The following is a 14773-nucleotide window of genomic DNA, read 5'->3' as shown; positions in this document are numbered from 1 at the left end:
CGGCGAATAGGACTTATCCGCTTAGCGCGCTGAACCGCGCCAGCGCCGCGCCTGCGAGCGAACGGGTCAATTCCGCCGCCGGCATCTCACGGCCCATCCGCACCGCCTGCCCGGCCCACAGATTGGTGAAATCGACCTTGCCGAGCTTTTCGGCCGCCGCCCTGAGCGGCCCAAGCGCGGTTGCGGCATGCGGGAATGCGGGCGCGTCCGGCGAGATCGGTCCGACCTCGCGCATGACACGGTTGGCAACGCCACGCGCAGGACGGCCGGTCATGACATTGGTGATGACGGTGGAATCATCATGCGACTGGGCCAGCGCCGTGCGAACCGGTCCGATCACCTTGGATTCCGGGCAGCGCAGATAGGCGCTGCCGATCTGCACGCCGGATGCGCCGAGCGCGAACGCCGCCGCAATGCCGCGCCCGTCGGCGATGCCGCCGGCTGCGATCACAGGCACTTTCACTGCGTCGACCACCTGCGGCACCAGCGCAAACGTGCCGGGCTGCTGGGCGATATTGTCGGTCAGGAACATGCCGCGATGGCCGCCGGCTTCGGCGCCTTGCGCGATGATGACGTCGGCGCCGTTCTCCTCCAGCCAGATCGCTTCCTTCACGATGGTTGCCGAGGACATCACGAGGCAGCCCGCCGCCTTGACGCGCTTGACCAGCGCCGGGTCCGGCAGGCCGAAGTGGAAGCTGACGATTTCCGGCTTCAGTTCTTCCACCACTGCACACATCGCCTCGTCGAACGGCGCGCGGTTGGCGGCGCTGATGGGCGTGGCAGGATCGATACCCAATTCCTTGTAATAGGAGCCAAGCCGCGCCTTCCATCCGGCCTCGCGCGCGGGATCGGCATCGACTGGTTTGTGACAGAAGAAGTTCATGTTGACCGGCGCGGTGACGCGCTGGCGGATGATGTTGACCTGCTCGCGCGCCTTGTCCGGCGTGATCATCGCGCAGGGCAGCGAGCCGAGCGCCCCGCCCTGCGCCGCCGCGATCACCAACTCGGCGTCCAAGGCGCCCGCCATCGGCGCCTGCACGATCGGAAATTCGGTCTTGAAGAGGTCGATAATCCGGCGATCTGGCCACATGGTTGTGCTCGCTTGAATGTATTGAAGGTCGGTGCGGTCAGGCGGCGACGGAATTCCGCCGCCCGCCCAGTATCTGCTCTGCCTCGGTAACGATCCTGTCAACGATCTCGCCGGCCGGGGGGATATCATGAATCAACCCGACGGCTTCGCCCGCGATGACGGCGGCGATATCGAAATTGCCTGCCGCTCTCGCCGCCGCATATTCGGCGGCAACCGCCTTGAGGTTCTGCATCAGTTCAACCTCGCGTCCCATCCAGCGCCGCGCATGATCGTTGATCAGGCAGCGGCCGGTAAACGGCGCCGGCCAGACATTGTTGCGCGACAGATCGAAAATGACGCCGCGGACGCTGTTGCCGCTGGTTGCGGCACAGATGCGCCGCTTGGCTTCATCCGCGCCGTCGCATTCCTGGCTGGCATAAAAGCGGGTGCCGAGCAGCACGCCGGAAGCGCCCAGCATCATCATCGCCGCAAGCCCGCGGCCGTCGCCTATCCCGCCTGCTGCTGCAACTGGCACCCGGCCGGCCGCCAGATCAACAATCGCCGGCACGATGTCGATCGTGCTGCGCGAGGCGCCGTGGCCGCCGGCTTCCGTTCCCTGCGCGATCAGAATGTCGGCGCCTACATCCAGCGCCTGTCGCGCCATGTCCTCGTCCTGAACCTGGCAGATCAACAACGCGCCCGATGATTTGACGCGCGGTGCGAAAGGTGTGGGATCGCCGAACGAGAGCATGATGGCGCGTGGACCGGCTTCAAGCGCGACATCCAGTAGCGCCGACTGCTTGGCGAGACTCCAGGTGATGAAGCCGATGCCGAAGGGATCGGATAGATCGGCAAGCTTGGCCGTCTCCCGCTCGAGCCACGCCCGGTCGCCATAGCCGCCGCCGAGAATGCCGAACCCTCCGGCAGCACTGACCGCGGATGTCAGACGCGCGCCCGCAATCACATCCATCGGCGCCGACAGGATCGGATGCTGGATGCCCAGACGGGCGGTCAACGGCGTGGAGATCGGCATGTCCATTCCCTGCAAACTGGACAAGCAATCTAGGCCGAACTATCATTCTCCAAAAATGAATACTATAGAACTCTACCATCTCTAGAAAGAAACGGAGCTCGCCATGGAGCTGAGCGATCTCGTCACCTTCTCCGCCGTTGCCCGGCTCGGCGGCATCACCCGCGCCGCCGATGAACTCAACACCGTGCAGTCCAACGTCACCCAGCGCGTGAAGGCGCTGGAAGCCGAGATCGGCACCGCGTTGTTCGAACGGCACAGCCGCGGCATGACGCTGACCGGCGCCGGCCGCCGCCTGCTTCCCTATGCCGACCGGATGGCGGCGCTGTCGCGCGAGGCGGTGCTGGCCGCGCGCGACGATGGCGAGCCGAAGGGGCCGCTTTCGATTGGCTCGATGGAAACGACGGCCGCGGTACGCCTGCCCGCTTTGCTCGCCGAATTCCATCGCCGCTTCCCCGCCGTTCAATTGAGCCTGCGGACCTCGACAACGGCTGACCTCGTGGCCGGCGTGCTCAACGGCAAATTTGACGGCGCATTCGTTGCCGGTCCGATCGAGCATGCCGAGCTCGACGCCACGCTCGCCTTCCGCGAAGAACTGGTGCTGGTCACGGCACGGCGCTGGCAGACCCTCAGTGGTTTACGCGCGGGAACGCCCGGCTCGGGTCCGACCGCCCTTGTATTCCGCATCGGCTGCACCTACCGGCAGCGGCTCGAACAGGTGCTTTCGGAATTCGGCTGGCCGTCGGCCACGCGCTTCGAGCTCGGCACGCTCGACGGCATGATCGGCTGCGTCGCCGCCGACATGGGCGTGACGCTGCTGCCGCGCGCCGTGGTCGGGCGGAACGACACCGTCAACGTCCACACGCTGAACCCGGCGCAGGCACGCGTCGAGACGCTTTTCATCACCCGCCGCACGGCCCATCAATTCAGCGCCCTGCAGGGCTTTGCCGCCTGCCTGGAAAATAACGGCGAGGTCATCGCCGCCTGATATCTCGGCCGGCTAAATTCTGATGTCGTCGTAGGTTTGGATCAGGCGCGGGCCCACTCCGGTCGCCTCGCGGGAATCGGCCTGCGCCAGCTTGCCGAAGTCGAGCTTGGTGAGTTTTGCGATGTCCGAGATCGAGACCTGGAAGACCTCGACATCCTCAGCAGAAAGCTTCTCCGCGTCGTGGATGCGGTCGATATCCATGATCAGATGACGTTGGCTGACAATGAACGCCGCCGCCTTGAGGCGGTCGTTACCTTTGCTGACCAGTATCTTCCAGAAATATTTCGGGATTGCCAAGCCACCGAAGATCGGGTCCCGGTGCGGTTTGCCCGCCGGATCGGGCAGATCGGCACCGTCGGCATCGGGACCATCGAAGATCGGTCCGGTGATGACCACGCCCTTTTCCCGGCGTTTGAGCAGCTCGTCGCGCGTGTAGTCCTCAAGCCCTGCCCATAACTGCTTGCCTTGGTTGAACGACCAGAACTGCGGGCAGCAATTGGTGAAGTGGAAGGAATCGTCGCCGTGTTCCTTGGCCTGATCGACGCTATTGCCCCAAGTTGCGTCGAGGCGGCGGACAAGATGCCCGCGATCGAAGGGATTAACGCTCCGGTCGACTTCGAACGTCGATTGCTTACCGTAGAACTCATTGCCGACCTGGAAGTCTTTATCGATCCGCGGGTCGCGCAGCCAGGAATCGCCCTCGCGCTTGCCGACGTCCTGCTGCGCGCCGCCGTCGATGTTAACGGCGGTGAAGAAGGCCAGCTTGCGCACCTTGTTCATGACTACGCTGTAGTTGAAGTACTTCAGTTCGGATTTCGAAGGAGTCGATTTCAGCGTGGCGATCCTGGATTTCAGGGAGGCCGGGATCTTCGGCAACGGCACCGAGAATTTTCCCGCGCCGATGAAGTTCGGCTTGTAGCCGGACCGCGATCCCAAGGTGGATTGGTCGATATGCACGGCCTCCATCGGTCGACCCGTGAGCAGGCCGATGCGCGCTCCGTTCACGGGATCGGCGACTGGTGCCGTGACCGGCGGGATTGGGCTAGCCTCCGGCAAGATATGGCCGTTCTTCCTGAAGAAGGGCACGGGAATGCGCAGAGGAACCACCAGCGAGGTCACGTCGCCGGACTGTTCGAACCACACATCATGATCGCTTCCATTTCCGTTAGGCGGCGCATTGGCCGGCATCGCGGCCTTTTCCGGTAGCGGTGGCTGCACCTCATCGAGTACCGGCTTCACCAACGGATGCGAGTCGACCGTCAACTTGAGATCGGCCACGATGGCGCTAATACGGACGCCCTCGTTGGCGATCCAGTCGATCGAGGTTTCGTCCATCGACGAATCCCATACCTTGCCGTCCTTGGTGAGCGTGCGGCCCTGCGCATCCTTTTTCGCGATGCCGCTATGGTGGATGGCGATAACTTGCCAGAACCGATTGAACGCCGGAGAGCCCGATGAGCCCGAACTGGTGTCGGTCATGTACCAGGCGAAATCCCCGACATACTTCAGAAGCTTGTTGTCACGGACGCACACTTGCTTCGGCTGCCCGCTGGGATGCTGGATGATCGTCAGATATTCGCCCGGGTCGCCCTTGCCCGGCTGCCCACTCAACGGCAGCCAGCCCCAATCGATCAACCTTCGGCCGCCGGCTAGCGAAACCGGCGCCACGGCGACGATCGAGTAGTCGAGCCGGTCGTTGGTGTAGAAGAGCTTGTTCGGCTCGAAGCCGAACCGGACGGGCTCCCGCTCCATGCCGGCAACGTCCAACTCATAGTCAAAGTCGGCGACGGAATTGATGGCGTCAGCCGGCCGGCCGAATACGTGGTTGTTGGTCATCATCAGGCCGGGGCCGATCAAGAAACCCGACGCATAACCCACCAGGTTCGAGCGCGCGTCCTTGAGTTGGATGCGACAGACCGAACGCGAGGCGATGATACCTTTGGCCAGGTAGTTGATGCTGTCGAGTTCATTGCCGTTGATGATCCGTTCAAGCCCGATCCGCGCGGATACGGTATCATCGGTTTGCGCCAGCAACTGGCGCATGCGGGCCCTCTTTTGCTCGACCGTCATCGGGATTGGTCCGTCGCCGAGTTTCCTGTTCAGGGCGGCTGGCGCGAAATTCGCTTGCTTGAAGCGTCGTTCCGAGGCGGTAACGACTGTGGGTTTCATCAACATCGTTATCTCCAATCAAAAAGTGAAAAACGCAGTACGGAAATCTCATGAGCTGCAGGAGGCGCAAAAACTGCGCGTCGCAATTTTGCCGGACAAGCTTAATTCTCTAGCGCGAGATGCTTGCGATAGCGGCCATTCGGCGCTCGTCGAAAAAATACAATTACGGCAGCTATGCTACCTAAATACGATATTCTATCCAAAACAACTACAACGTCAATCTCCAAACGAAGAACTCGCACCTCGCCTGATATGCCAGCGCCGCAGCGCGACGCCGGCCCAGATCGCTTCGACCAGCCCGAACGGCTAGGCGCCCTGCAGAAATCCGTACACCGAGCCGAGCGCGCATGCGCCTGCAAAAGCAAAGATGAACCAGTGGCTGCGGTCTTCCAGCGCGTAGGCCACGAGCATCGCGGTTACCGCGAACAACCCAAAAAGGCTTAGCGCATCCACTGAACTGCCCACGCGTTCCGTTGCGCGAAATTCGCGCCTCAACTCTGCAACAAGTCGAATTGCGGCGCAGCACTCGCGGCCTTCCATCGCAACACGCATCGGCTCGAAAAATTCCTAGCCGCCGCGCCCTGCTACGTTACTATGAGCCGCTAGTTACCAAAAACCATAACGTCAACATCTGGGAGGAACTGCGATGCGCAACGCATTCGTGTTGTGCTGTTCTGTTGCCCTGTTGGGTACGGTCGGAACGGCAAGCGCTCAAGACTGGACGAAATCGAAATGGGGACCGAACGACGAGATCGGCGCCGCCAACTACATGAAGCCCGAACTCGTCGTGAAGGCAGCGGGTTTGGTCAAGACCGGCAAGACCTACGCGCTCGGTATCCCCGTCGATTCCAAGACCCCCGCCTATCCACCGCGGGCGTTCAAGGTCACGATCGTGCAGCCCGGCCAAGCTGGCATTCCCGGCCTAGGGCCGAGCAAGACCACCTATAACGACGACATCATCGAGGGCTGGGTCGGTGTCGGCAGCCAGCTCGACGGCCTCGGCCACATCGGCGTCGAGCATGTGTATTACAACGGCAACAAGCTCGCCGATTTCGCCGACCCCACCGGGCTGAAGAAGCTCGGTGTCGAAAAGATCCCGCCGATGGTCACGCGCGGCGTGCTGCTCGACATGGCGGCCCATTACGGCACCGACGTGGTCAAGGAAGGCACCGCCTTCAACACCAAGGAAATCGAGGAAGTCGCCAAGAAGCAGAACGTCGAAATCCGCCAGGGCGATGTCGTGATCTTCCATACCGGCTGGCTCAGCCTGATCGGCAAGGACGACAAGCGCTATTCCGCCGGCGAACCCGGCCTCGGCGTCGAAGGCGCCAAGTACCTCGCCGGCAAGGGCGTCGTCGCTGTAGGCGCCGATACTTGGGGCCTCGAGGCGGTCCCGTTCGAGACCAAGAACGTGTTCGAGGTGCACCAGGTCCTGTTGCCGATGAACGGCACCTACATTCTGGAGAACATGGACACGGCCGAACTCGCCAAGGACAAGGCCTATGAGTTCCTGTTCGTGCTCGGCCATCCGCGCTTCAAGGGCGGCGTGCAGAGCATGATAAATCCGGTCGCGATCCGATAGGATCAAGCGCGGCGTGGCCTTCTCGCATGGATGCCACGCCGCGATCGGCTTTGCATGCGCAACGCGACGCGTGTTAAGCGGGGCGATGCCTGCCCCCATCCTCCCCTTGATCGACGCCGTCACCCATTGGCCCGAGCGCGGCGCCCTGATCGGCCTCGATCTCGGCACCAAGACCATCGGTGTCGCCGTATCCGATCCCGATCGCCGGCTGGCGACCGGTGTCGAGACCATCCAGCGCAAGGCCTTCAAGGCTGACGCGGCGCGGCTGCTCGCGATATCGGGCGAGCGCAACGCGGTCGGCTTCGTGCTCGGGCTGCCCATCAACATGGACGGCAGCGAGGGGCCGCGCGCGCAATCGACCCGCGCCTTTGCCCGCAATTTCTCCAATCTCACCGGGCTTGCCATTGCCTTATGGGACGAGCGGCTCTCGACCGCAGCCGTCGAGCGTGAGCTGATCGGAATGGACGTTTCTCGCGCCCGCCGCGCCGAGGTGATCGACGAGCACGCCGCGATCTTCATTCTGCAGGGCGCGCTGGACCGGCTCAAGAAGCTGCGCGGGGATCGCTGATGGCGGTGGTGATCTCGGCGCTGCTGCCGGTGTTTCTGCTGATCGTGCTCGGCTTCATCCTCAAGCGGAGCCTGATGCGGCTGGACACGCAATGGCACGGGCTGGAGAGGCTGACCTACTACGTCCTGTTCCCGACGCTACTGATCCAGACGCTGGTGAAGGCCGATCTGTCCAGCGTTCCGGTGGCCGGGGTCGGCGGCGCGCTGATGCTCTCGGCGCTAGTGATGTCGCTCCTGTGCCTGGCGCTGCGGCCTCTCTTCTCCCGCTGGAACATCGATGGCCCGGCCTTCACCTCGATCTTCCAGGGCGCAACGCGCTGGCAGACTTTTGTCGCGCTCGCCATCTCTAGCAATCTCTTTGGCCACACCGGGCTGGCGCTGGCCTCCGTCGCCATGGTCGCGATCATTCCGCTTGTGAATGTGTTCAGCGTGTCGGTGCTGGCTCACTACGCTACGCCGGAAAAGCAGTCGCTCCGCGCGATCGTGATGACAGTGCTGACGAATCCTTTGATCTGGGCCTGCGCGATCGGACTTGCGGTGAATGTCACGCATCTGCCGCTGCCACAGGTCTGGCACGACGTCGCCGAGGCGCTCGGCCGCTCCTCCCTCGGCATCGGACTGCTCGTCACCGGCGCGGGCCTGCAGCTTGCAGGTATGTTCCGTCCGAGCCTAGCCGCTTCGATCGCGGTGTTCCTCAAGCTGATCCTGATGCCGGTTCTTGGCGTCGCGCTGGCGCTGTGGTTCGGCATATCGGGCTCAAGCCTGGTAATCGTTGCTGTCTGCTCGGCCGTGCCCACCTCTTCCTCAGCCTATGTGCTGGCGCGACAAATGGGCGGCGACGCCCCGCTGTTGGCCCAGATCATCACGCTGCAGACCATTTTGGCGGCGGTGACGATGCCGATTGCCATTGCGCTGGCGGCTTTGTGCTAGTGGGAGCCGGCCAGCCAGAAAGTCTGGATGGTCGCCGCCAGATTGTTGATGCCGTGCAGGACGGCGGTCAGCCAGGTCGAATTGGCGCGGTAGCGCAGATAGCCCAGCAACAGGCCGATCGAAAATACCTCGCCGAAAAAGAACCAGTCGTATTGCAGATGCAGCGAAGTCCAGGCCAGCGACGACAGGAAGATGGCCCCGGCGACGCCGAGCCGCGACTCCGACCAGCCGCGGTAGAGAAACCCGCGCGCGAAGATCTCCTCCCACATCGGCGCGGCGACAGCAAACGCGATCACCAATAGCCATAGCGCGCCGTCGGCCTGCGCTGTTTTCAGAACCTCGCCCATGAAGCCCGGTGTCACTTGGCGCCCGAGCGCGCGCGACAGCAGGTCCCAGCCGCCGACGAGAATGACTAGCGCGGCGAGGCCGATGAAGAAATTGCGCCATGAGGGCCAGCGCAGCGCCAGATAATCGGCAAACGGTATGCGCGTCGGTCGGATTGCGATCCACGTCGCCAACAGCACAGCGGGCAATCCCAGGATGACCGAGAGCGAGATGGTCAGGCCGCCGCCGATGACACGGATCGCCTCAGTGATGTCGAACGATCCACCCTGCCGCAGCACGAAATAGAGGATGACCGTGAACTGGCCGAGGAACACCGCGGTGAAGATGAACAGGCCCCACAGCGTCGTGCCCCAGAATTTCCAGGCGCGTGGCGGCGGCTGATCAGGGATCGCGGGCGGTACTGCAGTGGGACTTGCGGTGCTGAGAGACTCCATCAAGTGACTTTCATAGCCGGAGGATTATCTTCGCCATGCCCGGGCTTGCCGCTGAAGCTTCAGCAAAGGCAGCAAGCCAGCCACGACGGTGAGACGCATTCATGCTCTCGGCAGCGCGCGCCCCAGAAGGCGGCGGACGTCGCCGCTATCCAGATCGACCGCGCCATACATGCCGGCGTGGTTGCCGGCAAGGCGCGTGGCTGCGAACAACTCGGCATGCCGTGGCGACACGGCATTGAGCGCGGCAGCAGCCGCCAGCAGCGCCAGTTTTTCGACCGCCAGCCGCGCCACGCGCTCGCTGTCCGGCCGGTGGAACGCCTTGCCGATAAATGCGGTTGCTTCACCCGCGCCCGGCAATCCGAGCGTTTCGCCGGTCAGTTCATGCACGATGCCGGAGGCCGCTTCGGGCTCGCGCGATAATGCGCGCAGCACGTCGAGGCACATCACATTGCCGGAGCCTTCCCAGATCGCATTGACCGGCGACTCCCGGTAATGCCGCGCCAGAATGCCCTCCTCCACGTAGCCGTTGCCGCCGAGGCACTCCATCGCCTCATAGAGAAAGCCCGGAGCGCTCTTGCAGACCCAGTATTTGATGGCGGGCGTCAGCAGCCGCATATAGGCGGCTTCCTTGGCGTCAAGGGGAGCGCGATCGAACGAACGGCATAGCCGCATCACCAGCGCGACGGTGGCCTCGACATGCAGCGCCATGTCCGACAGCACCGCCTGCATCAATGGCTGGTCAGCGAGATGTTTCTGGAACACGCTGCGGTGCCGTGCATGATGGAGCGCATGCGCCAGGCCCGATCGCATCAGCCCGGCGGAAGCAATCGCGCAATCCTGCCGCGTCAACTGCACCATCTGGATGATGGTGCGGATGCCCTTGCCCTCGGCGCCGACGCGCTCGGCGTAGGCGCTGTGAAACTCAACTTCCGAGGAGGCGTTCGAGCGGTTGCCGAGCTTGTCTTTCAGCCGCTGGAACCGGATCGCGTTGACCGAACCGTCCGGGGCAAAGCGCGGCATGAAGAAGCAGGTCAAGCCATCCTTGGCTTGCGCCAGCACCAGAAAGGCGTCGCACATCGGCGCCGACATGAACCATTTGTGGCCAGTGATGCGGTAGGCGTCCCCATCACGCTCCGCCCGCGTCATGTTGGAGCGGACGTCGGTGCCACCCTGCTTCTCGGTCATGCCCATGCCAAGCGTCATGCCGCGTTTTGTCGGCCACGGTGCAAAGCTCGGGTCATAGGACCGTGTGCCGAGCACCGGCATCACCTTCGCCAACAGATCAGGCTGTTCCGCAAGCGCCGCCACCGAAGCGCGCGTCATGGTGATCGGGCAGAGATGCCCGGTCTCGACCTGCGCGGCCATGTAGAATTTCGCGGCGCGCACCACTTCGGAGGCGCCGCCGGCCGGCTTACCGTCGGCGGTCCAGGTCGAATTGTGCACGCCGGCATGCGCACTATGCGCCATCAGTTCGTGATAGGCGGGGTGAAACTCGACCTCGTCGCGGCGATTGCCGCGTGGATCGAAGGCACGCAGCTTGGGCGTATTCTCGTTGGCGATGCGGCCGCGCTCCGCCATTGCCGCAGAACCCCAATGCTTGCCGAAGTCAGACAGCTCCCCCTCTGCCGCCGCGCCGCCATTGGCGGCAACTGCATCGAGCAGCGGCCGGTCGGCCACGTATAGATCGACATCCCAAAATGGCGGCGACTGGTTGAAGACCTCGTGGGTCGAAAATGTTGCCTGGCTCATGGCTGATCCTGGAACGGTAAAATCACTTCCGCGGCGTGATCGGGAAATCATAGGCCCGCCCGCCCGCGCCCGGCAGCGAAAAGTGCCACCACTCCTTCGAATAGTTTACAAATCCTCGCCGCGCCATCACCTGAACCAGCTTCTCGCGCCAGCGGCGTTGCGCCGCGGTGATGGATTTCGCCGCCCTGTGCGACTTGGCGTCGGAACAATCGTAGCCGGTGCCCATATCGACGCTGCCTTCCGGCGCGCGCAGGTTCACGTTGGCGATGCAATCGGCATAATCCTTGGCGGGATCGAAGGTTGCCGAATTGTCGGCCTTCAGATCAACCAATGTGAGATCGAGCGCAGCTCCGGTCGAATGCCCGGAACGTTCGGCAATATAGCCCAGGCGAAACAGGTCGGCCTTGCTGAACGATGGATTGTAGCGCTTCTGCGCCGGTGTTTCGCGGCCATCGCGCGACCAGGCCACTATGTCGGCCACCGCGCGCGCCGGGCGGTAGCAATCGAACATCTTCAGCGACAGGTTCTGCAGCGCGAGTTCTTCCTGAACGCTCCTCAAGAGCACGCCGACCTCGCGTTTCACCACGCATTCGGCGGCCGCATAGCCCCGCAGTGGACGGCCGACAAAATTGTTCGAGCCGGCGTAGCGGATATCCTGGATGATGGTCGGGTCGATATCGCGCAAATATACGAAATCGGCGGGCAGTTTTGGCGCCTGCGCGGCGGCGCTTACGAAGCAGCCCGCCGCGAACATCGCCGCGAGTGTGATCCGCCTTCCCACACCCCTGCCGACGGTCACGGCAGCGCCCACATGATCCGAATGCATTGAGTGAAATGCCGCACCTTTTCCCCGATGTGTCGCGGTGCCAATCCCGACCATTCTAGTGGAATCCCCAGGCCCGGAACACTGGGGCCCCATTTACCCTGTCGCGGAAGCGCTAGTGGATAAGTCGGCACCCCGGATTTGAAGCTTGCCCTGCATGGCATCTCTGCCTATAGCTCTCGCTTTAATGACCCCTGCATCGAAATCGACCTTCGTCCTCGGGCACCGGCACTTGCTGGGAATCGAGGGGCTTTCCGCTGCCGATATTACCGGCCTGCTCGACCTTTCCGAGGAATATGTCGAGCTCAACCGCCAGGTGGACAAAAAGCGCACCTCCTTGCGCGGTCGCACCCAGGTGAACCTGTTTTTCGAGGCGTCCACCCGCACCCAGTCCTCGTTCGAACTGGCGGGCAAACGGCTTGGCGCCGACGTCATGAACATGTCGGTGTCCTCGTCCTCGATCCGCAAGGGCGAGACGCTGATGGACACCGCGGTGACGCTCAACGCCATGCACCCGGATATCCTGGTGGTGCGGCACCACGCCTCCGGCGCGGTGGAACTGCTGGCGCGCAAGGTTGACGGTTCCGTGATCAATGCCGGCGATGGCGCGCACGAACATCCGACCCAGGCGCTGCTGGACGCGCTGACCATCCGCCGCAATAAAGGCCGGCTGGAAGGCCTCGTGATCGCGATCTGCGGCGACGTCATGCATTCCCGCGTAGCGCGCTCCAATATCCTCCTGCTCAACACCATGGGCGCGCGTGTCCGCGTCGTCGCTCCCTCCACGCTGCTGCCGCGCGGCATCGAGCGGATGGGCGTCGAGGTCGCGCGCGACATGCGCGAAGGCCTCAACGGCGCCGATATCGTGATGATGCTGCGGCTGCAGCGCGAGCGCATGAACGGCTCCTTCGTGCCGTCGTCGGGCGAATATTTCCACTATTTCGGCCTCGACCAGAAGAAGCTCGCTTACGCCAAGCCGGACGCGCTGGTGATGCATCCGGGCCCGATGAACCGCGGCGTCGAGATCGACTCGATCGTGGCCGATGGCGCGCAATCGCTGATCCGTGAACAGGTGGAAATGGGAGTGGCAGTGCGGATGGCGGTGCTTGAAGCGCTCGCCCGCAACCTGCCGAACGCGTAATCATGCTGACTGACCGCCGTCCGATCCTGCTCGCCAATGCCCGCGTCGTCGATCCCTCCAGGGACCTTGACGGCCCCGGCGACGTCCTGATTGCCGACGGAACGATCCGTGACTCCAGGCGCGGCATCGGCGCCGCCGGCGTGCCTGAAGGTACCGACATCATCAATTGCGCTGGCAAGATCGTCGCCCCCGGGCTGATCGACATGCGCGCCTTTGTCGGCGAACCCGGCGCCAGCCATCGCGAAACCTTTGCCTCCGCGAGCCAGGCGGCGGCCGCCGGCGGCATCACCACCATCATCTGCCAGCCGGACACTTCGCCCGTCATCGACAATTCGGCCACCGTCGACTTCGTGCTGCGCCGCGCCCGCGACACCGCGATTGTCAACATCCACCCGATGGCGGCGCTGACCAAGGGGCTGGGCGGCCAGGAAATGACCGAGATCGGCCTCTTGAAGGCCGCCGGCGCGGTCGCCTTCACCGATGGCGACAAGAGCGTCACCAATGCGCAGGTGATGCGCCGGGCCCTGACCTATGCGCGCGATTTCGACGCGCTGATCGTGCACCACACCGAGGACCCTGATCTCGTCGGCGAAGGCGTGATGAACGAGGGCGAGTTCGCCGCCCGGCTTGGGCTCGCCGGCATTCCCAACGCCGCCGAAGCCGTGATGCTCGAACGCGACATGCGTCTGGTTGCACTGACCGGCGGGCGCTATCACGCGGCCTCGCTGTCGTCGATCGAGTCGCTGGAAATCCTCAAGCGTGCGCGCGACGCCGGCCTCGACGTCAGCGCTTCCGTATCGATCAACCACGTCACACTCAACGAAAACGACATCGGCCCCTACCGCACCTTCTTGAAGTTGTCGCCGCCGCTGCGCACCGAGGAAGATAGGCTGGCGCTGGTAGCGGCCGTCGGCTCCGGCCTGGTCGATGTCGTGATGTCCGACCACAATCCGCAGGACGTCGAGGTGAAGCGGCTGCCGTTCGCGGAAGCGGCTTCCGGAGCGGTCGGGCTGCAGACCATGCTGCCGGCGGCGCTGCGGTTGATCCACAACGGCGAAATGGATTTCAAGACGCTGATCCGGGCGATGTCGACCCGCCCTGCGGAGCTTCTCGGCCTGCCCGGCGGCACGCTGCGGGCGGGTTCCCCGGCCGACGTGATCGTCATCGACCCCGATACGCCCTGGGTGCTCGATCCCGCCGACCTCAAATCGCAGTGCAAGAACACCCCGTTCGACGAAGCCCGCTTCTCGGGACGCGTCGTGCGTACTATCGTGGGCGGGCGGACAGTTTATGAACACGTCTGATTCGTCCGAACCAGCCCGCGGTGGGAGCTACCGCAATGTCTGAGGCATTCCTCGTCGTCGCCTTCCTGATCGGCTATCTCTTCGGCTCGATCCCGTTTGGGCTGGTGCTGACCAAACTTGCCGGCACGCAGGATCTGCGCTCGATCGGCTCCGGCAATATCGGCGCCACCAACGTGCTGCGCACCGGCCGCAAGGGCCTCGCCGCGGCGACGCTGATCGGCGACGCGCTCAAAGGCACGGTCGCGGTCTACATTGCAAGCCGTTACGGCGGCGGTAACGCGGCGGTGCTGGCGGCGCTAGGCGCCTTTCTTGGCCACCTCTTCCCGGTGTGGCTCAAATTCAACGGCGGTAAAGGCGTCGCCACCTATATCGGCGTCCTGATCGGCCTGTTCCCGCTGGCAGCCTTGATGTTCTGCCTGATCTGGCTCGCGACGGCGTTCACGACACGCTATTCGTCGCTGTCGGCGCTCGTTGCCGCGTTCATCACACCGCTGTTCTTTTGGTGGTTCGGTCACCCCGAGCTGGCGTCGCTGTTCGTCGTGCTGACCTTGCTTTTGTTCTGGTCGCATCGCGAAAACATCAAGCGCTTGCAGGCCGGGACCGAGGGGCGGATCGGCGCGAGGTAGATCAGCCGCGCAACTG

General features: G+C 63.6%; 14 protein-coding genes and 1 pseudogene. 8 read left to right on the top strand and 7 right to left on the bottom strand.

What is annotated here, in order from left to right:
• Positions 1 to 13: 13 nt before the first annotated feature.
• On the bottom strand, positions 14 to 1090 hold the full coding sequence (locus YUO_RS0101090; RefSeq protein WP_028345634.1) for an NAD(P)H-dependent flavin oxidoreductase: 1077 nt from the start codon (positions 1088 to 1090) through the stop codon (positions 14 to 16).
• A gap of 37 nt (positions 1091 to 1127) precedes the next feature.
• A complete protein-coding gene (locus tag YUO_RS0101085; RefSeq protein ID WP_028345633.1) occupies positions 1128 to 2102 on the bottom strand; it encodes an NAD(P)H-dependent flavin oxidoreductase in 975 nt (324 codons plus the stop codon).
• A gap of 103 nt (positions 2103 to 2205) precedes the next feature.
• Between YUO_RS0101085 and YUO_RS0101080 the strand changes: the two genes are divergently transcribed.
• Positions 2206 to 3087 carry a LysR family transcriptional regulator gene (locus tag YUO_RS0101080; protein WP_028345632.1) on the top strand — a complete coding sequence of 294 codons (882 nt, stop codon included), beginning with the start codon at positions 2206 to 2208 and terminating at the stop codon, positions 3085 to 3087.
• A 12-nt stretch (positions 3088 to 3099) separates the two neighbouring features.
• Here YUO_RS0101080 and YUO_RS0101075 read toward each other — a convergent pair whose 3' ends face one another.
• Positions 3100 to 5262 carry a DNA/RNA non-specific endonuclease gene (locus YUO_RS0101075; protein WP_028345631.1) on the bottom strand — a complete coding sequence of 721 codons (2163 nt, stop codon included), beginning with the start codon at positions 5260 to 5262 and terminating at the stop codon, positions 3100 to 3102.
• Here YUO_RS0101075 and YUO_RS46960 point away from each other — a divergent pair.
• Positions 5246 to 5566 (top strand): hypothetical protein, encoded by a 321-nt coding sequence (locus tag YUO_RS46960; protein WP_198027997.1) that lies wholly within the window; start codon positions 5246 to 5248, stop codon positions 5564 to 5566. The genes YUO_RS0101075 and YUO_RS46960 overlap by 17 nt on opposite strands.
• On the opposite strand, the pseudogene YUO_RS39465 reads toward YUO_RS46960, so the two are convergent.
• Positions 5473 to 5709: pseudogene (locus YUO_RS39465) on the bottom strand (hypothetical protein). The gene YUO_RS46960 and the pseudogene YUO_RS39465 overlap by 94 nt on opposite strands.
• 193 nt (positions 5710 to 5902) lie before the next feature.
• Here YUO_RS39465 and YUO_RS0101065 point away from each other — a divergent pair.
• The 3 genes from YUO_RS0101065 to YUO_RS0101055 all read left to right on the top strand — a co-directional run bounded on the left by YUO_RS0101065 (position 5903) and on the right by YUO_RS0101055 (position 8335).
• Positions 5903 to 6838, top strand: coding sequence for a cyclase family protein (locus YUO_RS0101065; RefSeq protein WP_028345630.1), 936 nt, complete (start codon positions 5903 to 5905; stop codon positions 6836 to 6838).
• Positions 6839 to 6923: 85 nt separating this feature from the next.
• Positions 6924 to 7406, top strand: a complete 483-nt coding sequence (ruvX, locus tag YUO_RS0101060; protein ID WP_028345629.1) for a Holliday junction resolvase RuvX — start codon at positions 6924 to 6926, stop codon at positions 7404 to 7406.
• Positions 7406 to 8335 (top strand): AEC family transporter, encoded by a 930-nt coding sequence (locus YUO_RS0101055; RefSeq protein ID WP_028345628.1) that lies wholly within the window; start codon positions 7406 to 7408, stop codon positions 8333 to 8335. Before ruvX ends, YUO_RS0101055 begins: the two co-directional genes overlap by 1 nt.
• On the opposite strand, the gene YUO_RS0101050 is transcribed toward YUO_RS0101055, so the two are convergent.
• The 3 genes from YUO_RS0101050 to YUO_RS0101040 form a co-directional block, all read right to left on the bottom strand.
• Complete coding sequence (locus tag YUO_RS0101050; RefSeq protein WP_028345627.1) at positions 8332 to 9114, bottom strand: CPBP family intramembrane glutamic endopeptidase; 783 nt, start codon at positions 9112 to 9114, stop codon at positions 8332 to 8334. The genes YUO_RS0101055 and YUO_RS0101050 overlap by 4 nt on opposite strands.
• A gap of 99 nt (positions 9115 to 9213) precedes the next feature.
• On the bottom strand, positions 9214 to 10863 hold the full coding sequence (locus YUO_RS0101045) for an acyl-CoA dehydrogenase family protein (RefSeq protein ID WP_028345626.1): 1650 nt from the start codon (positions 10861 to 10863) through the stop codon (positions 9214 to 9216).
• 22 nt (positions 10864 to 10885) lie between these two features.
• On the bottom strand, positions 10886 to 11617 hold the full coding sequence (locus tag YUO_RS0101040) for a M15 family metallopeptidase (RefSeq protein ID WP_028345625.1): 732 nt from the start codon (positions 11615 to 11617) through the stop codon (positions 10886 to 10888).
• Between the two features lie 256 nt (positions 11618 to 11873).
• Between YUO_RS0101040 and YUO_RS0101035 the strand changes: the two genes are divergently transcribed.
• From YUO_RS0101035 to plsY, 3 genes are read left to right on the top strand one after another with little or no spacing between them, the layout of a single operon-like run.
• A complete protein-coding gene (locus YUO_RS0101035) occupies positions 11874 to 12827 on the top strand; it encodes an aspartate carbamoyltransferase catalytic subunit (protein ID WP_028345624.1) in 954 nt (317 codons plus the stop codon).
• A 2-nt stretch (positions 12828 to 12829) separates the two neighbouring features.
• A complete protein-coding gene (locus YUO_RS0101030) occupies positions 12830 to 14131 on the top strand; it encodes a dihydroorotase (protein WP_028345623.1) in 1302 nt (433 codons plus the stop codon).
• Positions 14132 to 14166: 35 nt separating this feature from the next.
• Complete coding sequence (gene plsY / locus YUO_RS0101025) at positions 14167 to 14757, top strand: glycerol-3-phosphate 1-O-acyltransferase PlsY (RefSeq protein WP_028345622.1); 591 nt, start codon at positions 14167 to 14169, stop codon at positions 14755 to 14757.
• Positions 14758 to 14773: the final 16 nt, after the last annotated feature.

Source organism: Bradyrhizobium murdochi (assembly GCF_000472965.1).
Taxonomy (GTDB): Bacteria; Pseudomonadota; Alphaproteobacteria; order Rhizobiales; family Xanthobacteraceae; genus Bradyrhizobium; species Bradyrhizobium murdochi.
Note: the sequence above shows the minus strand (reverse complement) of the source record. Positions and strands in the feature narration are given on the sequence as shown.